A 21291-nucleotide genomic window follows, 5' to 3' on the forward strand; every position below is an offset into this window, starting at 1 on the left:
AACACATGTTCAACGACAGCGGCTGGACCGCCGACGAGCTGCCCGACCAGTCCGGGCGGAACGTCGTCGTGACGGGCGCGAACAGCGGCATCGGTTACGAGGCCACGAAGGCGTTCGCGGCGCACGGCGCGCACGTCGTGCTGGCCGTCCGGAGCGTCGAACGCGGCGAGGACGCCAAACGGGAAATCGAGGCCGAGTATCCGGGCGCGTCGCTGACCGTCCACGAAGTCGACCTCGCGGACCTCGACTCCGTGGCGGCGTTCGCCGACTGGTACGAGACGACCTACGACTCGCTCTCCGTGCTCGCGAACAACGCGGGCGTGATGGCGATTCCGCGCTCGGAGACCGCGGACGGCTTCGAGACGCAGTTCGGCGTCAACCACCTCGGGCACTTCGCGCTCACTGGCCACCTCCTCGACGTCCTGCGGCGGACAAGCGGCCAGGCGCGCGTCGTCACGCAGTCCAGCATGGCCCACGAGAGCGGCGAAATCGACTTCGAGGACCTCCAGCACGAACAGGAGTACGACAAGTGGGAAGCCTACGGCCAGTCGAAACTCGCGAACGTGCTGTTCGCGTACGAACTCGACCGCCGGCTACGCGCTGCGAATGCGAGCGTCACCAGCGTCGCCTGCCACCCCGGGTTCGCGGCGACGAACCTCCAACTGCGCGGCCCCGAAGCCGAGGGGTCGCGGCTGCGCCTGCTCGCGATGAAGGCCGCCAACGCCGTGCTCGCGCAGAGCGCCGAAGCGGGCGCGTGGCCGCTGCTGTACGCCGCCACGCACCCGTCCATCGACGGCGGGGAGTACGTCGGCCCCGGTGGTTTGTTGAATATGCGCGGCCACCCCGAGGAGCAGCAGTCCAGCGAGCGCTCGCAGGACGAGGCGACCGCGCGCCGGCTCTGGTCGGTCTCCGAGGACCTCACCGGCGTCTCCTTCGACCTGCCCGCGCCGAGCGACGACTGACGCGGCCGGGCGCGCGCCGGAGCCTTGATAGTGGGCCGCCGGCCACCTCTCCGCATGCACGTCGACCACATCGGTGTCGCCACCGACGACGCCGACGGTCTCGCGGCGCTGTACGAGACGCTCTTCGACGCGCCCGCGGTCCACGAAGAGATGCTCGACGGCCTCCGGGTCGTCTTCCTCGAACTCGACGAGAACAGCTACTTCGAACTACTCGAACCGGTCGATGCAGACACCGACATCGGCGCGTACCTCGACCGCGAGGGACCGGGCATCCACCACGTCGCGCTCGCGACTGAGGACATCCAGGCCGCGCTCGCCACGGCACGCGAGACGGGCGTCGACCTCATCGACGAGGAACCCCGAGAAGGTGCGTGGGGCCACGAAATCGCGTTCTTGCATCCGAGCGACACCGGCGGCGCGCTCGTGGAGTTCGTCCAGCACTAGTCGGAGAGAATCGCGCTGACGTGCGGGCCGACGGCGTCCGGTGGGTCCGCGGCGTCGAACCACCGCGCCTCCAGAATCTCCTCGGACAGCGAGAGCTCCGCGTCGCTGGTTTCGCCCTCGAAGAACACCCACAGGCCGGTGACGCCGTCCCCGCCCTCCACGAGCGCGAACGACTGCTCGATGACGCGCGCGACGCCCGTCAGCGTGCACGTCGAACCGACGTCGTCGTGCACGCGAAACTTCGCCGTGTCCGCGTGGGACTCGCCGCGCTCCGTCGACCCCCCGGGGAAGTCCCACGCTTCGGGGTGGTCGTGGTAGCGCACGAGCAACACCTCGTCGTCGTGGCGGAGGACGACCCGCGCGCCGCCGAGCGACCCCGCTTCGGCCGCTTGCAGGCAGTCAGTGTAGACGGCGCGCGGGACGACCGTCTCCTCCTCGACGACGTCGAACGCCCCGTAGTCTCGTTCGAGGCCGGCGAGCCGTTGCCGAACCCCGTCCCAACCACTAGACGACACGGGACGACCAAAGGAATCCTCGGGTTTAGTTCGTTTGGCTTCGAGAGACGCGCACGGTCCCGTCCACGGGACTATCCGCGACTGCGCTACGGCGCGGGCCCGAAGCTCTCGACTTTCGCGGCGTCCACGTCGAACCCGGCAGCTTCGAGCGCCTCGACGGCTTCCTCGCAGAAGCCCGCGAACCCGTAGACGAACGGCACGGCGTCCGCGGGCCCGGTGAGTGACTGGACTGCGGCCGCGACGCCGTCGGAGACGAAGACGACGCGCGCGCCGGCGTTCGCGAGCGCCGCGAGGCGGTCCTCGTGGACGGGTTCGTCGTCCTGGTAGACGACGGTGACGTCCGCGCCGTCGGCGAGCGCGCGCTCGCCCACCGCGACCGCCGGCCCGACGCCCGGCCCGCCCGCGAGCACGACGACGCTGGCCTCGCCCTCGTAGTAGTCGTCGCCGAACGGCCCCGAGACGACGACCTCGTCGCCGGGGTCGCGTGAGGCCAGCCACGGCCCGAGCGTCCCCTCCGGGTCCACTTCGACCGTAATCTCGAACGTCTCCTCGACGTCCGGCGAGGAGAGCGTGTAGAAACGGCCCTCGCGCTCGCCCTCGAACTCGCCGAACACCTGTACGAACTGGCCGGGCTCGGCCTCGAACCCCTCGGGGCTCTCGAACACCACGGCGACGGTGTCGGGGCCCGCGTCGCGGACCGCCCGAACCGAAACTGCTGTCTCGTCCATACGACGGGTTCGCGCCCGCGACCCAAATGGATTCGCTTCCCGGCCAGCCGACCTCGAGTGAGCTGTCATCACGGCACAACGACAACTCGGGAATCGGAATTTTCCGGTAGACACGCGGGCGTAACGCGCGCGTGTAACGGCCGTCCATCACGACCCCCTAGTCTATCATGGACGAATGCCCAATTATTTCGCCCTATTGCCGAGAATCACCCGTTTCGGAGGGACGTACGGGTTCAGAAGGCTTTTTGCAAGGGGCACGGCTACCCCCACTCACATGCACGACGACCTGAACTGGGCCATCGGCGGCGAAGCCGGCGATGGAATCGCGTCCACCGGGAAAATTTTCGCGCAGGCGCTGTCCCGCGCGGGTCGCCACGTCTTCACCTCGAAGGACTTCGCGTCCCGAATCCGCGGCGGCTACACCGCCTACAAGATTCGAACGTCCGTCGACGAGGTGCAGAGCGTCGTCGACCGACTCGACGTCCTCATCGCGCTCACCGAGCGCACCGTCGACGAGAACCTCGACGAACTCCACGAGGAGTCGGTCATCATCTTCGACGGTGACCGCACGGAGTTCTCGGACTTCGAGGCCCCCGCCGACACCGTCGGCCTCGACATCCCCCTGAAGTCGCTGGCCGAGGACGCCGGCGGCGCCATCATGCGCAACATCGTCGCGCTGGGCGCCGTCTGCGCGGTCACGGACTTCCCCATCGAGAACCTCGACGAGTCCCTGGAGAAGCGCTTCGGGAGCAAAGGCGAGAGCATCGTCGAGAACAACAAACAGGCCGCCCGACTCGGCTACGAGTACGTCAACGACGAGTACGCCGACGTCGAGAACCCCTACGAGCTGGAGACCACCGACAACGACTACGTCCTGCTGAACGGCGACGAAGCCATCGGCATGGGCGCCATCGCCGCCGGCTGCCGGTTCTACGCCGGCTACCCCATCACGCCCGCGACGGACGTCATGGAGTACCTCACCGGCCGCATCGAGCAGTTCGGCGGCCACGTCGTCCAGGCCGAGGACGAACTCTCCGCCATCAACATGGCACTCGGCGCCGCCCGCGCCGGCGCTCGCGCGATGACCGCGACCTCCGGTCCCGGCATCGACCTGATGAGCGAGACGTTCGGCCTCGTCGCCACCAGCGAGACGCCGCTGGTCATCACGAACGTCATGCGCTCGGGTCCCTCCACGGGGATGCCCACGAAGCAAGAGCAGGGCGACCTCAACATGATGCTGTACGGCGGCCACGGCGAAGTGCCGCGGTTCGTCCTCGCGCCCACGTCGGTCGCGGAGTGCTTCCACAAGACCGTCGAGGCGTTCAACCTCGCCGAGAAGTACCAGCTCCCCGTCTACCTCACGGCCGACCTCTCGATGGCCGTCACCGAGCGCACCTACGAACCGGACGAGTTCGACATGGACGAGGTCGAAATCGACCGCGGGAAGCTCGTCGACGAGGACGAGATTTCCGCGTGGCAGAACGAGAAAGACCAATTCAAGGCCCACGCCGTCACCGCCGACGGCATCAGCCCGCGTGCCGTCCCCGGCACCGAGGGTGGCGTCCACATGTCCACCGGCCTCGAACACGACGAGCTCGGCCGCCGAACCGAGGACACGGACGTGCGCGTCGAACAGGTCGACAAGCGCAACCGCAAAGTCGAGACCGCCGAGGAACGCGAGGACTTCGACTACCGCGAATTCGGCGACGCCGACGCGGACAGCCTCGTCATCTCGTGGGGCTCCAACGAGGGGACCATTGTCGAAGCGCTCGACTACCTCGACGACCTCGACGTGCGCGTGCTCTCCGTCCCGTACATCTTCCCGCGGCCCGACCTCACCGACGACGTGCAGGCCGCCGACGACGTCGTCGTCATCGAAGCCAACGCTACCGGCCAATTCGCGAACGTCGTCGAACACGACACCCTCGAACGCGTCGACCGAATCAACAAGTACGACGGCGTCGACTTCAAGGCTGACGAACTCGCCGACGAAATCAAGCAGACCCTGGAGGCCTAACTCATGAGCTCAGAGAACGTCCGATTCACCGACTTCAAGTCCGACAAACAGCCGACGTGGTGCCCGGGTTGCGGCGACTTCGGCACCATGAACGGCATGATGAAAGCGCTCGCGGAGACCGGCAACACGCCCGACGACACGTTCGTCGTCGCGGGCATCGGCTGCTCCGGCAAAATCGGGACGTACATGCGCTCGTACGCGCTCCACGGCGTCCACGGCCGCGCGCTCCCGGTCGGCACCGGCGCGAAGCTCGCCAACCCCGACCTCGAAGTGATGGTCGCGGGCGGCGACGGCGACGGCTACTCCATCGGCGTCGGCCACTTCATCCACGCCGTCCGCCGGAACGTCGACATCACGTACGTCGTAATGGACAACCGCATCTACGGCCTCACCAAGGGCCAGGCGTCCCCGACCAGCCGGCCCGACTTCGAGACCTCCACCACGCCGGAGGGCCCGAAGCAGCCGCCGGTCAACCCGCTCGCGCTCGCGATGTCCGCCGGCGCGTCGTTCATCGCCCAGAGTTTCTCCTCTGACGCGCTACGTCACACGGAGATTGTCAAGGAAGCCATCGAACACGACGGCTTCAGCCTCGTCAACACGTTCAGTCCGTGTGTCACGTTCAACGACGTCGACACCTACGACTACTTCCGCGACAGTCTGGTGGACCTCTCGGAGGAAGACGACTACGACCGCCACAACTACGACCAGGCCAAGGACGCCATCCTCGACGCCGACAAGGAGTACATGGGCGTCCTCTACCAGGACGAGAACTCCACGCCGTACCACGAAGCCCACGGCGTCCACGAGAACATGGCCGAGATTCCCGACGGCGCCCCCGACGGCGCGACCGACCTCGTTCGGGAGTTCTACTAGTACCTTTTTGCTGCGGTCGCGCGCCTTCGGCGCGCTCCCTGGCAAAAATCTACGCTAAAAAGCCGTCCTCACCCCCTCCGGGGGTTCGTCGGCCTCGCGGCGAAGCCGCGAGTGACCCGCTCGCGCCTCACGGCGCTCGCGGATGCTCGCTATATTCTGTCTTTTTTGCTGTCGCGCCCCCGTGTTTATCGTCGGTGCCCACGAGCGTACGGGCATGTCAGACGTTCCGCCGGAGCCATTCCGGTACGACGGCGAGGTGCCGCCCGGGGAGAAGCGCCACTTGCGCTACGAAATCGGGGAGACGTACCTCGGCGACCCCGTGGAGATGCCAGTCACCGTCGTGAACGGCGAGGCCGGCGGGCCGACCGTCTGCCTAATCGCGGGTATCCACGGCGACGAACTGAACGGCGTGAAAGTACTCCAGGAGGTCGCCGCCGAGTACGACCCCAGCGACCTCCACGGAACGCTGGTCTGCCTGCACGTCGTCAACGTCCCGGGCTACCTCGCCCAGCAGCGCGACATCCCCATCTACGACCAGGACCTCAACCGCTCGTTCCCGGGCCGGGAGCGCGCGAACACCGCCGAGCGAATGGCACACGAGGTTTACCGGCGGTTCGTCAGTAAGTGCGACGTGGCCGTTGACTTCCACACCTCGACGCGGAACCGCACGACGATGTACCACGTGCGCGCGGACACCACCAACCCGGACGTCGAGCACCTCGCGGAGGCGTTCGGCGCGAACGTGATTCTCGCGGGCGCGGGCGACGACGGGTCCCTTCGGGGGACGGCGACCCGCGACGGCATCCCGACCATCACCGTGGAGATGGGGAAGGCCCACCGCTTCCAGCGCCCGCTCGTCGAGAAAGCGCTGGAGGGTGTGGAGAGCGTGCTCGCGGCGTACGACGTGCTCCCGGACGGCGAGGTCGTGCGCCCGAAGTGGCAGGAAGTGCTCGGCGGCAACCAAGAGAAGCGGTGGCTGCGCGCGGACGCCGGCGGCCTCGTGGACATGCAGTGGGGGCCGACGCCGCTGGTTCACGAGGGCGAGACCATCTGCACCATCAGCGACCACTTCAGTAGCGAGGAGTACGTCGTCGAAGCGCCGTTCACGGGGATTCTCGTCGGCATCCTGGAGAATCCGGTGGCAGCGCCCGGCCACCCGCTCTGTCACCTCGCGCGCATCGACGCCGACACCCACGCCGAAATCGAGCGCGAAATCGAGGCCGGCGAGTTCGACGGCTACCGGCTGCTCGGCCTGCGGTGGATGGGCGACGGCGAGGAAGCCGAGTAACTCAATTCCGCCCTCTCGCGGGCGTCAAGAACGTTCCCGCGTGTTTTTTACCTGCGACGCGACTTACGTCGAGTAACAGTGACTGCGGACGCCGACACGGCCGGCTACGGGGACGGGCACTCGCCCGCGCGCCGACGCCCACAGCCCGGCGCCCGCACAACTATCGCGGCCCGAGCGCCGCACCCACACACCGACCCTCTACGCCATGTCTGAGCACTACGACGTCGTCGTCGCCGGCGCCGGTCCGGCAGGAGCACAGTGCGCGCGAGACCTCGCCCAGCGGGACTACGACGTCCTCGTGCTGGAAGCCGAACCCGAGGACGGGTTCCCGCGCCAGTCGAACAAGTCCACGGCGGGCACGTTCGCGTCGATGACGGGCGCGTTCGGGATTCCCGACGACGTCGTGATGCAGTACACCGACGAGGTCGTCCTCGAGTCCCCGAACGAGCACTTCGTGCAGATCCAGCCCGGCGCAGTGCTAGAGTTCGCGGAGTTCAAGCAGTGGCTCGTCGCGGAGGGCCGCGAGCACGGCGCGGAGTACCGCTTCGACGCGCGCGTGAACAACCCCATCATGGAGGACGGGGACATCGTCGGCGTACAGTACGCCGGCGACGAGGAAGCCTACGCCGAGATTGTCGTCGACGCGACGGGGCCGGCGGCGCCGCTCGCGAAGAAACTCGGTGTCTGCGACCTCCAGCGCCAACATCAGGCGGTCGGCATCGAGTGGGAGATGGAGGGCGTCGACGTCGACCACCCCGACTTCGCGGACCTCTCGAACGCGATGATGCTGCGCCTCGACCACGACATCGTCCCCGGCGGCTACTCGTGGATTTTCCACACGGGCGAGGACACGGCGAAGGTCGGCCTCTGTTACATCCAGAGCGAGCGCTACCAGCAGCACGGCGACACGACGCGGAGCATCGACGAGCACCTCGAAGCGTGGCTCGACGAGGACCCCCGCTTCGAGAACGCCGAACGAATCACGGACAAACAGCAGCACCGCGGCTCCGCGCACATCCAGATGCCCGACAGCTTCAGCACGGACAACTTCATGGCCATCGGCGACACCGTCCCCACCATCGACCCGCTGTGGGGGGAGGGCATCCACAAGGGCATGGAGTCCGCGCGCGCCGCGGCCATCACCGCCGACCGCTGTCTGATGGGGACGGAGACGGACACGTCCGCCGACGCGATGTCGATTTACGACGACCTCTGGCGGAGCCGGGTCGCCCCCGACATGCGCCGCCGGCTCACGATGACCCAACTCCTGTACCTCGCGCCGAACGAGCGCTACGACCGCCTGATGGACGACCTCAACGCGATGGACGTGGAGACCCTCGGCGAAGCCAACGAGGGCGGGCTGCGCGGCATCTCGAAACTCGTCCACCTCGACGACCTGCCGCTGCTCGCGCGGTTCGCGAAACAGCGCCTCGCCGAGCGGTAGGCCGCGGACACCGCCGCCTTCCCAAGCACTAACCACGCGGCGCCCCTCGATTCGACCATGTCTCAGAACGAGCAGCGACGCGCACCGCTGGCGAACGGGATGCCGATGCTGGGCCTCGGCACGTGGCAGAACGACGATGCAGCACAGTGCGCCGAGAGCGTCCGCGCCGCCCTCGAAGCCGGCTACCGGCACATCGACACGGCGCAGGCGTACGGCAACGAGGAAGCCGTCGGGCGCGGCATCGAGGAAGCCGACATCCCTCGCGAGGATGTCTTCCTGGCGACGAAAGTCTGGATCGAGAACCTCGCTCACGACGACGTGATTTCGACCACCGAGAAGAGCCTCGAGAAGCTCGGTGTCGACTCCGTGGACCTGCTGTACGTCCACTGGCCGGCCCGCGAGTACGACGCCGAGGAGACGCTGTCGGCGCTCCAGCAGCTCCGCGAGGACGGGCTCACCGACCGCATCGGCGTGAGCAACTTCGAACCCCGGCACCTCGACGAGGCTCGCGACGTCCTCAACGAAGACCCGTTCGCGAATCAGGTCGAATTCCATCCGTTGCTCCCCCAGGAGGAACTCCGGGAGTACGCCGAAGGACGCGACCTCGAAATCGTGGGGTACTCGCCGCTCGCGCGCGGCGAGGTGTTCGACGTCCCCGAGATTCAGGCCGTCGCGGAGAAACACGGCGTCAGCGAAGCGCAGGTCAGCCTCGCGTGGGTTCGCGAGAAGGGCGTCACCGCTATCCCGAAGGCCACCAGCGAGTCCCACATCGTGGACAACTTCGAGAGCCTCGCGGTCGACCTCGACGACGAGGACGTCGCGAAAATCGACTCCATCGACGCCCGCGAGCGGCAAGTCGACCCCGGCTTCGCGCCGTGGAACTGACGTCGTAGCCGCATCGCTATCCGGTTCGTTCTTCCACCGAAACTGCGAGAAGTGCAGCGACTAGCATTCGCGCGAGTGAGTGAAGCGAACGAGCGCGGGCGCGGAGGACCCCCGGTAGCGGGGTCCGACGGCGCTTTTGCCGCAAGTTTTTGCCAGCGAGCGGCCGGAGGCCGCCGAGCGCAGCAAAAAGTGCGTTTACATGTACCCGAGGTCGCGCAGGCGCTCCATGAGGTCTTCTTTGTCCTGGGCGCGGCCTGCGCGCTCGGTGGTGTTCTCGAGGTCCTGGAGCCAGGCGGGCTCGTCGGCGGACTTGTCGGTGGAGATTTCGCTGCCGAGCGAGCGGAAGCCCTTGAAGTACTTCGGGGAGACGGGGATGTCCTCGTGGGTGAGGCCGTTCGGGAGGTCGTCGTAGTCCTGGGGGACGTAGCCGTCGTCCGGGAACTCCTCGACGGTCTCGGGGACGACGTAGAACCAGAAGGCGTCCCAGACGGCGGCTTCGTCGAATTGGAGAATCGGCTGGATGCGGTCGTGTGGCGGGTAGACGTCGGGGTCGTGGCGCGGGCTGAAGAAGGTCTCGTCGGCGCGGGCTTCCTGTTCGTCCCAGCGGATGCCGGAGAGGATGCCGTCGACGTCGTGCTCTTCGAGGGCGTTGTTGAGCGCGACGGTCTTCAGGAGGTGGTTGCCGACGTAGGTGTCCAGCAGGAACGGGAACGACTCGTCCTCGTACTCGAGGAGGTCGCGGACGTGGTGCTGGTTCTGTTCGTTGAGCGCGTCGATGGGGATGTCGTCGCCGGGTTCGAGGTCGTGTTCGTCGACGTAGTCGCCGATGTCCTCGTTGCGGGCGTAGACGACGTCGAGGTCCCACTCGTCTGCCCAGTGGTCGACGAAGTCGTGGAGTTCGTCGAAGTGCTGGAAGTGGTCGATGAAGATGGTCGGCGGCACTTCGAGGTCGAACTGCTCGGCGACCTCCTTGACGAAGTACAGCGTGAGCGTGGAGTCCTTCCCGCCGGTCCACATGATGGCGGGGTTCTCGTACTCTTCGAGGCCCTTGCGCGTGACTTCGATCGCCTTCTCGATTTTGTCTTCGAGCGTCGGGTAGTCCTCGGGGGACTCGCCTTCACCGTCCGTGTAGTCGACGTCGAGGTAGTCGGGGAATTCCTCGCTCATACGCTCGGAATCGACGCTGTCACGTATAGGTTTGTGGATATCGAGTGCCGGTGTCAGTAGTCGCGGACGCCGGCAGAACTTACGGGTCGGGCGTGGGCGCGGACTTCTGGAGTGCGGTTTCGGCGATGTTGCCGCCGTAGTCCGCGCTCCGCGAGAGCGAGTCGACGACGAGCCCGAGGTGCTGGGCGTGGTGGGGGTCGAGGTCGTGGAGGAGGTCGTCGATAGCGCGGGTGTGTTCGTCGATTGCGCGGACGTCCGCGCGGGCTTCGTTGGCGAGTTTGGTCGCTTCCTCCGGGTCGTCGGTAAACAGTGCCTCCATCGCGGTGCCGACGATGTCGGTGGCGTCGGCTTCGAGGTCGGCGAGCGCGTCGGCCACGTCGTCGGGGACGTCGGCGTCGAGTTCGTGGGTGACGTTAGCGATTTTCGCGGCGTGGTCGGCGACCCGTTCGAGCTGGCGGGCGCTGGAGTGGTAGTCGAAAGCGGTCTCCCGTCCGAGCCCGATTTCCTGGGCGACCTTCGGGGAGCGCAGTGCGCCGCGGAAAATCCGGGAGACGACGTACCAGAGGCGGTCGACGTCGTCGTCGCGCTCGATGACGTCGGTGGCGACGTCGAGGTCGCGATTGCCGAGCGCGTCGACAGCGTCGCCGAGCATCGACGTGGAGATGAGGTGCATGCGGCGGACGGCGTTGTGAATCGAGAGTTCCGAGGAGTCCAGGAGGTCCTGAATGACGACGCGGTTGCCGGTCTCTTCGAGCACTTCGAGGCCGACGAGACCCTGCGTGGCGTTGCGGATGACGCGGCGCTGGTCGGAGGTGATGCGGTCGGCTTCGAGCGCGAGCACGTCGAAGCCGCTGACGTACATCGTCATCACCGCGCGCATGAGTTCGTCACCCTCCATCCCGGAGATGTCCAGCGTCCCCTCTTCGGTGTCGGCCGGCGTCACCGGGGTCAACAGCAGCGAACCGCTGTCGGGGTGGAAGCCGACCTCGTCGCCGGCTTCGACGTCGTGGTCTCGCGCCCAGTCTTTCGGAATCGAGACAGTGAACGTCGACCCGCCCGTGACTTGGACCTTCCTGCGTTCCATACTTCGACGTTGAGAGTGTACCAATATAAATTCTTCCACCCATATATATCTCGCGCCCGTAGACAGGAGTTGTCCAGAACAGGCGTTATAACAACTTGTATATGGGTTCTAGGCGTATTCCGCATTCCACCCGAGCCACAGAATACCCGTGGTAACGTCTGCATAGGTATATCTATATAGATAACATAGTAGGGTATTTATCTACATCTCCCTCACCAACAGTTGATGACTCGCAACGAGTCGGCTGTTCGTACGCGTCGCCAGTTCTTGACCGGTGTCGGTGTCGTCGGGACCACAGCGCTCGCCGGCTGTCAGAGCACCGGCGACAGCGGTTCGGGCGACGGACTCTCGGGCTCCATCGACATCGCCGGGAGTTCGACCGTCTTCCCGCTCGCGACGGCGATGTCCGAGGAGTTCCGCACCGAACACGACGGCGTCGACTTCAACCTCCAGTCGACGGGCACCGGTGGCGGCTTCGCGAACCACTTCTGTCCGGGCAACACCGACTTCAACAACGCCTCCCGCCAGATTCGGGAGCAGGAACGCCAGCAGTGCGCCGACAACGACGTCGAACCCGTCGAACTGACGGTTGCGACGGACGCGCTCACCGTCATCGTCAACAACGACCTCGACATCGACAGCATCACCGTCGAGGAGCTGGCGACCATCTGGTCCGCCGAGGAGCAGCCCGAACTGTGGAGCGACGTCAACTCCGACTGGCCGGACGAACCCCTCGAACTGTACGGCCCCTCTGACGCCTCCGGTACCTACGACTACTTCATCGAGTCCGTCCTCCACAGCGGCGACGAGGAACTCAGCCACCGCCAGGACTACTCCGGCACCGAACAGGACCGGACCATCATCCAGGGCGTCGAAGGCTCCCAGTACGCGATGGGGTACATGGGCTTCGCGTACTACTCCACGAACAAGGACCGCGTGAAGGCCCTCGCCATCGACAACGGCGACGGCGAGCCTGTCGAGCCGAGCCTCGAAACCGCTCGCTCCGGCGAGTACCAGCCGCTGTCGCGGCCGCTGTTCACGTACCCCGCGAAGTCCTCGCTGGCCGAGGAGCACATCGCGGAGTTCGCGCGCTTCTGGGTGGAGCACTCCACCAGCGAGGAAATCGTCGCCAACGACGTCGGCTACGTTCCCCTCAGCGAGGAAGCCAAGCAAGAACAGCTCGACGTCCTCGAGACGGCCATCGAGGAAGCGCAGAGTTAACCGCCCACACGGCCGAACAAAGAGCTTATAGGTTCAGCATGACCGGAACAAATTAATGAGCGGCGACAGCCTGGCGGACGACCTCACTCGTCGGACCCAGAACGCGCCACCGGAGTTACTCTCGCGGACGTTCTTCTTCGTGTGTGCCGCGCTCTCGATAGCCACGACCATCGGTCTCATCGTCCTCCTGACGACGGAGGCCGCGAAGTTCTTCACGTTCTCCGCGCCGCTGGTCGGCGTGGAGGGCGAGACCGCGACTGTCGTCGAGTTCCTCACCGGTACCGAGTGGCAACCAACCAGCGGTCGCTTCGGTGTACTCGCGCTCGTGACGGCGACGCTGATGGTGATGATCGGTTCCTCCATCATCGCGTTGCCGCTGGGCGTCGGCACCGCCATCTACCTCAGCGAGTACGCCAGCCCGCGCGTGCGGTCGATTCTCAAGCCCGGCCTGGAGATTCTGGCGGGCATCCCGACGGTCGTCTACGGCTTCTTCGCCATCATCTACATCACGCCGATGCTCCAGCCGTTCGTCCCCGGACTGGGGACGTTCAACATGCTGTCGGCGTGTATCGTCGTCGGCATCATGATCATCCCGATGGTCGCGTCCATCAGTGAGGACGCGATGTCCGCTGTCCCCGAAGAACTCCGGCAGGCGGGCTACGGGATGGGCGCGACAAAATTCGAGGTCTCGACGGACATCGTCGTCCCGTCGGCGCTCTCGGGCATCTTCTCGTCGTTCATCCTCGCGCTCTCGCGGGCCATCGGCGAGACGATGGCGGTCACCATCGCGGCCGGCTCGACCGCGCAGTTCCTCAACCCGTTCAACCCCGCCACGTACACGGAGCGTGCGCTCCCGATGACCGCCGCGATGATCAAACTCATCGGCGGAGACGTGACGGGCGGCGGCCTCGCGTACCGGAGCGTGTTCGCCATCGGCATCACCCTCTTCGTCATCACGCTCGCCATGAACGTCATCAGCGACTACGTCGCACAGCGCTACCGGGAGGAGTACTGAGATGGCCACGAACAACGAAATCGAGGGGTTCGGACGCGTCAGCCGGACGGCAGGGACGCTGTTCCGCTACCTGCTGTTGGCGGCGACGCTGTTCGGCCTCGTCTTCGTCACGATACTGCTGGTCTACGTCGCCAACGACGCCATCCGGCCGCTGACCGCCGACCCCGGCTGGCACCTGACGTTCTTCCTCACGCTCGTGATACCGACGCTGGCGGCGGGCGCGTACGCCAACCGACGGGACATCGCTGCGCTCCGCACGGGCGTGTTCACCATCGGCTTCGTCGTCGTCGCGCTGATGTTCAGCGGCGGCGCGGCGATGATATTCGTGGACATCGTCGAGCCGCTGACGTGGCTGGCGTTCCTGCTCGCGCTCGCCGTCCCTACCGCGGTCACGATGGCGGTCGTCAGCTACGACCACCGCGTCTCGTTCGTCGCGCAGTTCGTCGTCACCGTCGCCGCGTTCTACCTCTCGCTGTTCGGCGTACCCGGCCCGCTGGGCTCGCTCGCGGGCGTGTCGACGATGGTCCCAAGCCTCTTCGGCTTCGTCGCGGGCCTGCCGTTCGCGCCGGCACCGTGGCTGATGATGGCCATGACGTTCGGGCCGCCCGTGGCGTACGTCGGGAGCCGGTACGTCGCCGGCGACCGCGACCGACGAACCCACGTGCTGGTCGGTGCGGGCGTCCTCGCGGTCGTGCTCGCCGGCGGCGCGCTCGCCCCGTTCGCGGGCGTTGACCCCGTTCCCGGCGTCGTCGTCGCGGCGGTCGGCATCGCGCCGCCGCTCGTCTACGCGGCCGGCACTGCCGTGAACCGCCCGACCGAACGCGTCGGCCTGCTCGTCCCGGCGACCGTCGTCGTCGGGTCGCTCGTCGGGGCCGTAGCCGTAGACGTCGTCGGGTTCGCCGGCCCGCAGTCGTGGGTCGACTGGGCGTTCCTCACGAGTTCGCACAGCAGCACCGCCGCAGAAGCGGGCTTCTACCCCGCCATCGGTGGCTCGATTCTGCTGATGTTGACCGTCGCCGTGCTCGCGTTCCCCGTGGGCATCGGCGCTGCCGTCTACCTCGAAGAGTACGCGCCGAACAACCGGTTCACGCGCATCATCGACGTGAACATCTCGAACCTCGCGGGCGTGCCGTCGGTCGTCTACGGGCTGCTCGGCCTCGGGCTGTTCGTCACGTACCTGAACCAGCCCCCGGGCACGGTGTTGCTCGGCGGCGCGACCCTCGGCCTGCTCATCCTCCCCATCGTCATCATCTCCGCGCGGGAAGCCATCCGCGCGGTGCCCGAGGAGACGCGGGCGGCGTCGTACGGGATGGGCGCGACGAAGTGGCAGACCGTCAAGAACGTCGTGCTGCCGCGGTCGTTCTCGGGCATCCTCACCGGGACGATTCTCGCGCTCGGCCGCGCCATCGGCGAGACCGCGCCGCTCATCATGATCGGCGCGCCGAACGTCAAGTACTCGCTGCCGGCCGGCCTCTCGGAGGCCGCCAGCGCGATGCCGCTGCAGGTGTACGCGTGGTCGAGTCTCTACGCCGGCGACGACTTCTACCAGAAGGCCGTCCCGGCTGGCGTCGTGGTGCTCGTCGCCATCCTGCTGGCGATGAACTCCATCGCCATCGTCCTGCGGAACAAGTACCAGTCCACGGAGTGATTCACTATGAGCGACAACACATCAGAGTTCAGCGCCGACGCGGGCGACGGAGAGACCGCCGACCCGACGGCCGACGACATGGTCATCGAGACCGACGTCGCGAGCGCGACGTCCAGCAGCGAGACGACGACCACCCCCGACCCCATCATCCGCTCGCGGGACCTCGACGTGTTCTACGGCGAGGAACAGGCCCTCGACAGCATCGACATCGACATCCCGGAGAACCGCGTCACCGCCATCATCGGGCCCTCCGGCTGCGGGAAGTCGACGTTCCTGCGCTGCATCAACCGGATGAACGACCGCATCGAGGCCTGCCGGGTGGAGGGCGAGCTCTCCCTGCGCGGGAAGAACGTCTACGACCCCGACGTCGACCCGGTGGCGCTGCGCCGCCGCGTCGGCATGGTGTTCCAGGAGCCCAACCCGTTCCCGAAGAGCATCTACGACAACGTCGCCTACGGCCTCGAAATCCAGGACGTGGAGGGCGACCACGACGAAATCGTCGAGCAGTCCCTCAAGCGCGCGGCGCTGTGGGACGAGGTCAGCCACCAGCTCGACAGCTCCGGCCTGGAACTGTCGGGCGGGCAGCAACAGCGGCTCTGCATCGCGCGCGCCATCGCGCCGGACCCCGAGGTCCTGCTGATGGACGAGCCGGCCTCGGCGCTCGACCCGGTGGCGACCAGCCAGGTCGAGGACCTCATCGAGGAGCTCGCCGAGGACTACACCGTCGTCATCGTCACCCACAACATGCAGCAGGCCGCCCGCATCTCCGACAAGACGGCCGTATTCCTTACGGGCGGGGAGCTCGTCGAATTCGGTGACACCGACCAAATCTTCGAGAACCCCGAGCACGACAGGGTCGAAGATTACATTACGGGCAAGTTCGGGTAACAACCATGCCACGAGAGAGCTACCAAGAGAAACTCGAGGCGCTCCGCAGCGACGTCCTCTACATGAGCGAAGTGGTCGTCGACCGCCTGCGGCTGGCGCTCGAAGCCATGGAACAGAAAGACGAGGAGGCCGCCTGGGACGTCATCGAGGGCGACGACGAGGTCAACCAACTCTACCTCGACCTCGAGGAGGAGTGCATCGACCTGCTCGCGCTCCAGCAGCCCGTCGCCGGCGACCTCCGGCTCATCGCGTCGTCGTTCAAAATCACGACCGACCTCGAACGCATCGGCGACCTCGCGACGAACCTCGCGGAGTACACCCTCGACGCGGACCGCGACATGTTCCCCGAGGTCGACATCCAGGCCATCGGCACCACCACCATCGAGATGGTCGAGGACGCGATGAACGCCTACGCCGACGAGGACGTCGACGCCTGCTACGAAATCGCCGAGCGCGACGACGACCTCGACGAGGCCTGCCGGCAGGCCTCGGAGACCGTGATGCGGGACCTCATCGAGACCGAAATCGACGCCGAGTCCAGCGAGGCGGAGATCGAGGCCCTGATGAACGACGTCTCCCGGATGCTGCTGACGGTGCGGGACCTCGAGCGCGTCGGCGACCACGCGGTCAACGTCGCCGCGCGCACCGTCTACATGGTCGAGAAGGACGACGAGCTCATCTACTGACGCGACCCAATCCTTTTGCGCGTGCTCGGGGTACAGCGACGCATGGACACCCACCCCGAGTTCGACGCCTACGTCGGCAGCGACGGGGTAACTCTGGACACGCGGGACGTCGCGCTGTTGCGCGCCATCGACGACGAGGGCTCGCTGAGCAGCGCGGCGGCGTCGCTAGGTCGCTCGTACGCGCACGCCCAGCGCCGCGTCGTCGAACTCGAAGACGCGTTCGGGTCGCTCGTCGAGCGCCAGCGCGGCGGCTCCGGCGGCGGCGGTAGCGAACTCACGGACACCGCGACCGAACTGCTCGCGACGTTCGAGCGCCTGCAGACGAGCTTCGAGGGGGTCACGAAGGTCGCGGAGACGGTGCTCTCGGGGACGGTCGTCGAGCGCGACGGCGAACTCGCGACGGTCGAGACGGCTGCGGGCCGCGTGCGCGCGCTCGTCCCGGAGGGCGACGGCGACGTCCACCTCACGCTACGCGCGGACGCCGTCACGCTGACCGACCCCGCGGACACGCCGACGCCCGAGCACACGAGCGCCCGGAATCGCTTCTCCGGCACCGTCACGAGCGTCGAGACCGGGGAGCGCATCGCGCGCGTCGCCGTCGACGTCGGCGCCGACGACCCCGTGCTCGCACTCGTCACCGAGGACAGCCGCGAGCGACTCGCGCTGGCGGCCGGCCGCGACGTCGTCGTCTCCTTCAAAGCTACCGCGACGCGCGGCGTCCCCGTCGAATAGCGATACCCGCCGCTACGCGGCGAGCGTCGAAGAAAAGTGCCTCGGTGCGGCTCAGAACGGGGACTCGACGCCGTCGTCGGCGCTCGTCGCTGCGGCGTCCTCGTCGACGTCGGCGTCGTCGGCGTTCAGTTCGTCCGCGAGCTCGCCGCGCTCTTCGAGTTCGGCGAGAATGTCGCTGCCGCCCACGAATTCTCCGTCGACGAACGTCTGCGGGATGGTCTCCCAGCCGCTGCGCTCCTCGAGCGCGACGCGGAACTCGTCGAGGCTCTGGAGCGCGTCCACCGTGTGCACGTCCGGTCGGTACTGCGAAATCAGGTTGACCGCACGCTTCGAGAACCCACACTGGGGCATCCGCGCGTCCCCCTTCATGAACAGCACCACGTCGTTGTTCTCGATTGCCTCGGCGACGATTTCGTCGACCGCTTCCTGCTCCATCGCGGAGTCCATCGGGTCGAAAGCCATACCCGTCCTACGGCGAGGACAGAGAAATGCCTTGGGACGCGTGGCGCGCCGGCGGCGCGCCACGGAACGAGCGAACGGCGACCAGCGGGAGCCGTGAGCCGCATGGCCGACCGCAGGGAGGCCACGTTAGAGCGACCCGCGAGCCGCGTGCTCGACCGCAGGATGGTTTTCGAGACTACCTCGAGAGCCGAGGGTCAGTCGTCGTTGCCGACGCGGATGACCTGGAACAGCGATTCGAGGGGGACGTCGTCGACGTCGGCGATGCCCTGTTTGTCCACGAGCACGCCGCAGGCGACGGGTTTGCCGCCGGCGTCGCGGATGGCGTCGACGGTCTCGGAGATGGTGGTGCCCGAGGTGATGGTGTCGTCGACGACGAAACACTCGCGGTCCTCGACGCTGGCGAAGTTCCGGCTGAAACTCCCGCCGAGGTTCTCGATGTCGCCTTCCTCCCACTGGTGCTTGCGGGGAGTGTAGGTCGCGAGGTCGGTCTTCAGTTCGTTCGAGACGGCGGTCGCCAGCGGCACGCCGGCCTTCTCGACGCCGACGATGAGGTCGACGTCGTGGCTGTGCTCGCGGAGCGCGTCCGCCAGCGCCATGCCGATGGCGTTGAGGCGCGCGCCGGCTTCGCCGATGTTGCTCCAGTCCACGTGGACGTCCTGGGGGCCACCGGACGGTTCCTCGTCGACGGGAGACGCGGTGCCGCCCGCGCGCTCGACGAGCCAGCTCGCAGTCTCCCGGGAGACGTTCAGTTCGTCCGCGATTTCGCCACGCGACAGCCCGCGGGCCGCCAATTCCGAGGCGCTGTCGATGAGGTCGTCGACGTTCTTCATCTACTGTCGAATTGAACCGCCGTCTTGATGGTCGTTTCGTCGTCGACGAATGCTCGGTCGAAGTCGTCGAGGTCGTACACGCCGGTGACGAGGTCGTCGAACAGCCACTCCGGGAGCGCCTGTAGCGTGTCGACGGCGGCTTCGAAGTGCTCGACGCCGGAGTTGACGCTGCCGACCAGCGCCTTGTTCTGGAGGACGAACTCGCGGTGGAGGCGGCCGCCGTCGAGCGAGAACTCCCAGCTCTCGGGCACGCCGAGGAGCGCGCCGACGCCGTTTGGTGCGAGCGCCTCTATCGTCTCGAAGGCGTGTTTCGGGTAGCCGGTGGCCTCGTAGACGAAGTCAATCGGTTCGTGGGCGGCTGGGATGTCGGGCACAGCGGTCTCCCGAGAGTCGACGTACGTCGCGCCGAGGTCCTCGATGACGTCGATTGTGGGGTCGGGGCGGTCGCGTCGGCCGAGGCAGTACGTCCGCTCGAAGCGCTCGTCGGTTTCGAGCATCGCGAGCGTGAGCAGGCCGAGTGAGCCGTTCCCGAGCACGAGCGCGGTCTCGGGCTGCCAGTCGAAGGCCGACCGCGAGGCGAACGCGTGCTCGAAGGCCTTCTCGGAGATGCTGACGGGTTCGACGAGGAAGCCGCGGGCCGCGAGGTCGGCGGGAATCTCGACGAGGAACTCCGCGGGGCTGGTGAAGTACTCGGCCATGAAGCCGTGCGCGCCCTCGATGCCGCGCTCGTGGTACTCGCCGCCGGGTGCCATGTCGGGCTCGCCGCGCTCGAAGTAGTCGTTGGCACCGTTCGGCCGGCGGCGGACCGTCGGCACGACGACGTCGCCGGCGTCGAGGTCGGTGCCGTTCGAGTCCTCGACGACGCCGACGGCCTCGTGGCCGAGCACGAGGTGGTCGTCGCCCTCGGGGAAGCCGCCGTGGCTACCCGCGATGACTTCGTGGTCCGTGCCGTCGACGCCGACGCGGAGCGTGCGCACGAGCGCTTCCCCGTGCGCCGGGTCGGGCCGCGGCAGGTCGACGACGCGCGGCGTCCGGTCGTCGCGGGTGACGGCGATTGCGTCCATGTCTACCTCTCACACCCACACCGACTAAATATTTATTATGTATCGAGTAAGTTATCGTGGACGGACCCCACCCGCGCGCCGGCTCCCACCCACACCTAAACCGGTGCCGTCCGTCCAGCCGGTATGGAACGGTACGACCGACTGTACGCACTCTACGACGAGTTCGACGCGGAGACGATACGCGCCTACCAGGACCTCGTGGACCTGTTCCCGCCCGTCGACTCCCGGGTCGCCCTGGAGTACTGGGAGTCCGCCAGCGACGAACTCGCCGCCCGGAAGGACGACGTCCGCGCAGCGTTCGACGACGGCGACACGTACGCCGAATTGGTCGCGCGCGCGTCCCGCGAGCAGGCGTTCGCGGCGCTGGACCTCCACGCGAAGTACGACCGCGGCGTCAACGTGCTCGTGCTCGACGTCGACGAGACGCTGCGCTCGGCGGGCCACACGGACAACGAGATTCCCCGCGAGACGCTGCACTTGCTCACGGAGTTCCACGAGGCCGGCGTCCCCATCGTCATCTGCACCGGACAGACCCTGGAGAACGTCAAGGGCTTCCTGATTCAGGGGCTCGGGAACGAGCTCGTCCACTCGGGGAACGTCTCCATCGTCTACGAGGCGGGGACGGGCGTGTTCACACCCGGCCACGGCCCCGACACGAAACAACTGCTCTACGAGGGGCTCGCGGACGACGTGCGCACGGTGTTCGACGACGTGCGCGCCCGCGTGCTCTCCGAGGCTCCGGAGGGTATCCGGCAGGGCTGTCATCTCCAGGGCAACGAGTTCAACGTCACGCTCAAGCCGAACTTCGAGACGGGCAGCGACCGCGCCCGCGGCCTCATCGACGACGCGCTCCGGTACGAACTCGAACTGCTGGCGGACTGCGTGGCGGGCGCGACCGCCGACCACGTGCGCGCGTTCTACGCCGACCAGGACCCCGAAATCGCGGGCGTCCTCGCCGACGCCGACCAGCAGCCCGAGGACGTCACCGTCCCCGAGGACGTGCGAGCAGTGCTCGAACGAATCGACGTGGCGTACTACGAGGCCGACGCCGCCGAAATCGCGTCCCGCGAATTGAACAAGGTCGTGGGCGTGCAGGGAGCCTTCGACGTGCTCGACGTCGACGACCCGTTCGCGCTCGTGATGGGGGACAGCAAGAGCGACCTGCGCGTGATGGAGTGGGTCGCCGAAGAGGACGCGGGTATCGCGGCGGCGCCCGACCACGCCTCCAAGCGCGTCTTAGAGCACGTCTGGGAGACCGACGACCTCGTCTTCGACGAGGGCGCAGCCGACGAGGTGCTCAGGACCGCGTGGGCGCTGAATCGGCTCGCAGAACAGTAG

21 protein-coding genes are annotated in these 21291 nt (G+C 67.0%); 14 read left to right on the forward strand and 7 right to left on the reverse strand.

The window, feature by feature from the left end:
- Nucleotides 1-5: 5 nt before the first annotated feature.
- Entirely contained in the window at nt 6-962 is a 957-nt protein-coding gene (locus LPA44_RS00375) for an oxidoreductase (RefSeq protein WP_230887622.1), read from the forward strand.
- Between the two features lie 54 nt (nt 963-1016).
- Nucleotides 1017-1406, forward strand: a complete 390-nt coding sequence (mce, locus tag LPA44_RS00380) for a methylmalonyl-CoA epimerase (RefSeq protein ID WP_230887623.1) — start codon at nt 1017-1019, stop codon at nt 1404-1406.
- Here the strand turns inward: mce and LPA44_RS00385 are convergent.
- Nucleotides 1403-1921, reverse strand: coding sequence for an NUDIX hydrolase (locus tag LPA44_RS00385; protein ID WP_230887624.1), 519 nt, complete (start codon nt 1919-1921; stop codon nt 1403-1405). The genes mce and LPA44_RS00385 overlap by 4 nt on opposite strands.
- 86 nt (nt 1922-2007) lie before the next feature.
- Complete coding sequence (locus LPA44_RS00390) at nt 2008-2649, reverse strand: FAD-dependent oxidoreductase (protein WP_230887625.1); 642 nt, start codon at nt 2647-2649, stop codon at nt 2008-2010.
- A 274-nt stretch (nt 2650-2923) separates the two neighbouring features.
- Here LPA44_RS00390 and LPA44_RS00395 point away from each other — a divergent pair, with 274 nt between their 5' ends.
- The 5 genes from LPA44_RS00395 (at nt 2924) to LPA44_RS00415 (ending at nt 9156) form a co-directional block, all read left to right on the forward strand.
- Nucleotides 2924-4666: a 2-oxoacid:acceptor oxidoreductase subunit alpha gene (locus tag LPA44_RS00395; protein ID WP_230887626.1), complete on the forward strand. Its 1743-nt coding sequence runs from the start codon at nt 2924-2926 to the stop codon at nt 4664-4666.
- A 3-nt stretch (nt 4667-4669) separates the two neighbouring features.
- Complete coding sequence (locus LPA44_RS00400; RefSeq protein ID WP_230887627.1) at nt 4670-5539, forward strand: 2-oxoacid:ferredoxin oxidoreductase subunit beta; 870 nt, start codon at nt 4670-4672, stop codon at nt 5537-5539.
- Nucleotides 5540-5753: 214 nt separating this feature from the next.
- The gene (locus LPA44_RS00405; RefSeq protein ID WP_230887628.1) at nt 5754-6827 is read left to right on the forward strand and encodes a succinylglutamate desuccinylase/aspartoacylase family protein; all 1074 of its coding nucleotides are present in this window, start codon (nt 5754-5756) and stop codon (nt 6825-6827) included.
- A gap of 205 nt (nt 6828-7032) precedes the next feature.
- A complete protein-coding gene (locus LPA44_RS00410) occupies nt 7033-8271 on the forward strand; it encodes a digeranylgeranylglycerophospholipid reductase (protein WP_230887629.1) in 1239 nt (412 codons plus the stop codon).
- Nucleotides 8272-8328: 57 nt separating this feature from the next.
- Nucleotides 8329-9156, forward strand: coding sequence for an aldo/keto reductase (locus tag LPA44_RS00415; RefSeq protein WP_230887630.1), 828 nt, complete (start codon nt 8329-8331; stop codon nt 9154-9156).
- 195 nt (nt 9157-9351) lie between these two features.
- On the opposite strand, the gene LPA44_RS00420 is transcribed toward LPA44_RS00415, so the two are convergent.
- Together LPA44_RS00420 and LPA44_RS00425 are read right to left on the reverse strand one after the other, a co-directional pair.
- Nucleotides 9352-10323: a phosphoadenosine phosphosulfate reductase family protein gene (locus LPA44_RS00420; protein WP_230887631.1), complete on the reverse strand. Its 972-nt coding sequence runs from the start codon at nt 10321-10323 to the stop codon at nt 9352-9354.
- 79 nt (nt 10324-10402) lie between these two features.
- The gene (locus tag LPA44_RS00425; protein ID WP_230887632.1) at nt 10403-11407 is read right to left on the reverse strand and encodes a phosphate signaling complex PhoU family protein; all 1005 of its coding nucleotides are present in this window, start codon (nt 11405-11407) and stop codon (nt 10403-10405) included.
- 225 nt (nt 11408-11632) lie between these two features.
- Between LPA44_RS00425 and LPA44_RS00430 the strand changes: the two genes are divergently transcribed.
- From LPA44_RS00430 to LPA44_RS00455, 6 genes are read left to right on the forward strand one after another with little or no spacing between them, the layout of a single operon-like run.
- Nucleotides 11633-12628, forward strand: a complete 996-nt coding sequence (locus LPA44_RS00430) for a PstS family phosphate ABC transporter substrate-binding protein (protein ID WP_230887633.1) — start codon at nt 11633-11635, stop codon at nt 12626-12628.
- 55 nt (nt 12629-12683) lie between these two features.
- The gene (gene pstC / locus LPA44_RS00435) at nt 12684-13643 is read left to right on the forward strand and encodes a phosphate ABC transporter permease subunit PstC (protein WP_230887634.1); all 960 of its coding nucleotides are present in this window, start codon (nt 12684-12686) and stop codon (nt 13641-13643) included.
- A gap of 1 nt (nt 13644) precedes the next feature.
- Nucleotides 13645-15291, forward strand: coding sequence for a phosphate ABC transporter permease PstA (pstA, locus tag LPA44_RS00440; protein WP_230887635.1), 1647 nt, complete (start codon nt 13645-13647; stop codon nt 15289-15291).
- 6 nt (nt 15292-15297) lie between these two features.
- Nucleotides 15298-16179, forward strand: coding sequence for a phosphate ABC transporter ATP-binding protein PstB (gene pstB / locus LPA44_RS00445; protein ID WP_230887636.1), 882 nt, complete (start codon nt 15298-15300; stop codon nt 16177-16179).
- 5 nt (nt 16180-16184) lie between these two features.
- Entirely contained in the window at nt 16185-16865 is a 681-nt protein-coding gene (gene phoU / locus LPA44_RS00450) for a phosphate signaling complex protein PhoU (protein ID WP_230887637.1), read from the forward strand.
- Nucleotides 16866-16907: 42 nt separating this feature from the next.
- A complete protein-coding gene (locus tag LPA44_RS00455; RefSeq protein ID WP_230887638.1) occupies nt 16908-17597 on the forward strand; it encodes a TOBE domain-containing protein in 690 nt (229 codons plus the stop codon).
- Nucleotides 17598-17648: 51 nt separating this feature from the next.
- Here the strand turns inward: LPA44_RS00455 and LPA44_RS00460 are convergent, their stop codons facing one another.
- The 3 genes from LPA44_RS00460 to LPA44_RS00470 form a co-directional block, all read right to left on the reverse strand.
- On the reverse strand, nt 17649-18059 hold the full coding sequence (locus LPA44_RS00460) for a glutaredoxin family protein (protein ID WP_230887639.1): 411 nt from the start codon (nt 18057-18059) through the stop codon (nt 17649-17651).
- A gap of 194 nt (nt 18060-18253) precedes the next feature.
- Nucleotides 18254-18889, reverse strand: a complete 636-nt coding sequence (gene gfcR / locus LPA44_RS00465) for a transcriptional regulator GfcR (protein WP_230887640.1) — start codon at nt 18887-18889, stop codon at nt 18254-18256.
- A complete protein-coding gene (locus tag LPA44_RS00470; protein ID WP_230887641.1) occupies nt 18886-19953 on the reverse strand; it encodes a glucose 1-dehydrogenase in 1068 nt (355 codons plus the stop codon). The genes gfcR and LPA44_RS00470 overlap by 4 nt, the downstream gene beginning before the upstream one ends.
- A gap of 123 nt (nt 19954-20076) precedes the next feature.
- Here LPA44_RS00470 and LPA44_RS00475 point away from each other — a divergent pair, with 123 nt between their 5' ends.
- A complete protein-coding gene (locus LPA44_RS00475) occupies nt 20077-21291 on the forward strand; it encodes an HAD family hydrolase (RefSeq protein ID WP_230887642.1) in 1215 nt (404 codons plus the stop codon).

The organism is Halobacterium sp. KA-4 (assembly GCF_021028995.1).
In the GTDB taxonomy this organism is placed as follows: Archaea; Halobacteriota; Halobacteria; order Halobacteriales; family Halobacteriaceae; genus Halobacterium.

Coding starts and splice junctions, on each gene's coding strand:
- LPA44_RS00375 (WP_230887622.1), top strand. CDS start 6: ATGTTCAACGACAGCGGCTGGACCGCCGACGAGCTGCCCGACCAGTCC.
- mce (WP_230887623.1), top strand. CDS start 1,017: ATGCACGTCGACCACATCGGTGTCGCCACCGACGACGCCGACGGTCTC.
- LPA44_RS00390 (WP_230887625.1), bottom strand. CDS start 2,649: ATGGACGAGACAGCAGTTTCGGTTCGGGCGGTCCGCGACGCGGGCCCC.
- LPA44_RS00395 (WP_230887626.1), top strand. CDS start 2,924: ATGCACGACGACCTGAACTGGGCCATCGGCGGCGAAGCCGGCGATGGA.
- LPA44_RS00400 (WP_230887627.1), top strand. CDS start 4,670: ATGAGCTCAGAGAACGTCCGATTCACCGACTTCAAGTCCGACAAACAG.
- LPA44_RS00405 (WP_230887628.1), top strand. CDS start 5,754: ATGTCAGACGTTCCGCCGGAGCCATTCCGGTACGACGGCGAGGTGCCG.
- LPA44_RS00410 (WP_230887629.1), top strand. CDS start 7,033: ATGTCTGAGCACTACGACGTCGTCGTCGCCGGCGCCGGTCCGGCAGGA.
- LPA44_RS00415 (WP_230887630.1), top strand. CDS start 8,329: ATGTCTCAGAACGAGCAGCGACGCGCACCGCTGGCGAACGGGATGCCG.
- LPA44_RS00420 (WP_230887631.1), bottom strand. CDS start 10,323: ATGAGCGAGGAATTCCCCGACTACCTCGACGTCGACTACACGGACGGT.
- LPA44_RS00425 (WP_230887632.1), bottom strand. CDS start 11,407: ATGGAACGCAGGAAGGTCCAAGTCACGGGCGGGTCGACGTTCACTGTC.
- LPA44_RS00430 (WP_230887633.1), top strand. CDS start 11,633: ATGACTCGCAACGAGTCGGCTGTTCGTACGCGTCGCCAGTTCTTGACC.
- pstC (WP_230887634.1), top strand. CDS start 12,684: ATGAGCGGCGACAGCCTGGCGGACGACCTCACTCGTCGGACCCAGAAC.
- pstA (WP_230887635.1), top strand. CDS start 13,645: ATGGCCACGAACAACGAAATCGAGGGGTTCGGACGCGTCAGCCGGACG.
- pstB (WP_230887636.1), top strand. CDS start 15,298: ATGAGCGACAACACATCAGAGTTCAGCGCCGACGCGGGCGACGGAGAG.
- phoU (WP_230887637.1), top strand. CDS start 16,185: ATGCCACGAGAGAGCTACCAAGAGAAACTCGAGGCGCTCCGCAGCGAC.
- LPA44_RS00455 (WP_230887638.1), top strand. CDS start 16,908: ATGGACACCCACCCCGAGTTCGACGCCTACGTCGGCAGCGACGGGGTA.
- LPA44_RS00460 (WP_230887639.1), bottom strand. CDS start 18,059: ATGGCTTTCGACCCGATGGACTCCGCGATGGAGCAGGAAGCGGTCGAC.
- gfcR (WP_230887640.1), bottom strand. CDS start 18,889: ATGAAGAACGTCGACGACCTCATCGACAGCGCCTCGGAATTGGCGGCC.
- LPA44_RS00470 (WP_230887641.1), bottom strand. CDS start 19,953: ATGGACGCAATCGCCGTCACCCGCGACGACCGGACGCCGCGCGTCGTC.
- LPA44_RS00475 (WP_230887642.1), top strand. CDS start 20,077: ATGGAACGGTACGACCGACTGTACGCACTCTACGACGAGTTCGACGCG.